2 protein-coding genes are annotated in these 1,451 nt (G+C 71.3%); both read left to right on the forward strand.

The features are described from left to right. The coding region (locus HLH34_RS19050) for a M20/M25/M40 family metallo-hydrolase (protein ID WP_183121133.1) at window positions 1-285 on the forward strand (285 nt) is incomplete at its 5' end. Window positions 286-293: 8 nt separating this feature from the next. Next, window positions 294-1,451 (forward strand): pyridoxal-phosphate-dependent aminotransferase family protein (locus HLH34_RS19055; protein ID WP_183121134.1); only part of this gene is annotated, 1,158 nt, incomplete at its 3' end.

The following is a 1,451-nucleotide window of genomic DNA, read 5'->3' on the forward strand; positions in this document are numbered from 1 at the left end:
CTGCAGCAGGACCTGCCGGCGACGCCCTGCGATGCCGGGCTGACGGCGCTGATGGGGCAGGCGGTGCGCACGGCCACCGGCGAGGACGCGCCCCGGGTGCTGGTCAGCGGGGCGGGGCACGACGCCATGGTGATGGCCCGGCTGGCGCCGATGTCCATGCTGTTCCTCCGCTGCGCCGGCGGGATCAGCCACCACCCGGCCGAGGCGGTGCGGGACGCGGATGTCGAGCTGGCCCTGCGGGCGATGACCGATTTTATCGAGCGTTACGAAAGACGGGGACCATGAACGGGGCCATGCCACAGGATTTCTTCGGCCAGATCGATCCGCCCCAGCGGCTGCTGATGGGGCCGGGGCCGGTGAACGCGCACCCGCGCGTGCTGCGCGCCATGGCGGCGGACATGCTGGGCCAGTTCGACCCGGAAATGACCGCCTGCATGAACCAGACGATGGCGCTGTACCGCCGGGTGTTCATGACCGAAAACCGCTGGACCTTCCTGATCGACGGCACGGCGCGGGCGGGGATCGAGGCGGCGCTGGTGTCGCTGGTCGAACCGGGGGCGCGGCTGCTGATCGTGCGCGCCGGGCGGTTCGGCCTGCTGCTGTCGGAAATCGCGCAGCGCATCGGGGCGGACATCCGCACCATCGACATCGCGTGGGGCGAGGTCGCCACCCCGGCGCAGATCGAGGCCGCGATCGTCGCGCACCAGCCGCAGGTCTTCGCCTGCATCCATGGCGATACCTCGACCACCATGGCCCAGCCGCTGGACGGCGTGGGCGAGATCTGCCGGCGGCACGGCGTGCTGTCCTATGTCGATGCCACCGCGACCCTGGGCGGCATGGCGGTGGCGACCGACGCCTGGGGCGTGGACGTGGTCACCGGCGGTCTGCAGAAATGCATGGGCGGCCCGCCGGGCTCGTCGCCGATCACCATCTCGGACCGCGCGGCGGCCCATATCATGGCGCGCCGGCATGTCGAGGCCGGGATCCGCGGCGACGACAGCGAAGACGGCGGCCGGGCGCGCATCGGCTCGAACTATTTCGACCTGGCGATGATCATGGAATACTGGTCGGACAAGCGCCTGAACCACCATACCGAGGCCACCACCATGCTGTACGGCGCGCGCGAGGCGGCGCGGATCGTGCTGGAGGAAGGGCTGGAGGCCCGCTTCGCCCGGCACCGCGCGGCCAGCCGGGCGATGGTGGCGGGCCTGCGGGCGATGGGGCTGAGCGTCTACGGGCAGGACGCCTGCCGGATGGCCAACGTCACCGGCGTGCATATTCCCGACGGCGTGGATGGCGAGCGCGTGCGGGCGCGGATGCGCGCGGATTTCGAGATCGAGATCGGCACCGCCTTCGGGCCGCTGGCCGGGCGGATCTGGCGCATCGGCGCCATGGGCTACAACGCCATGAAGCACAAGGTGCTGCTGACCTTGGGCGCGCTGGAGGCCGTG

Origin of the sequence: Gluconacetobacter azotocaptans (assembly GCF_014174355.1) — a bacterium.
GTDB lineage: Bacteria > Pseudomonadota > Alphaproteobacteria > Acetobacterales > Acetobacteraceae > Gluconacetobacter > Gluconacetobacter azotocaptans.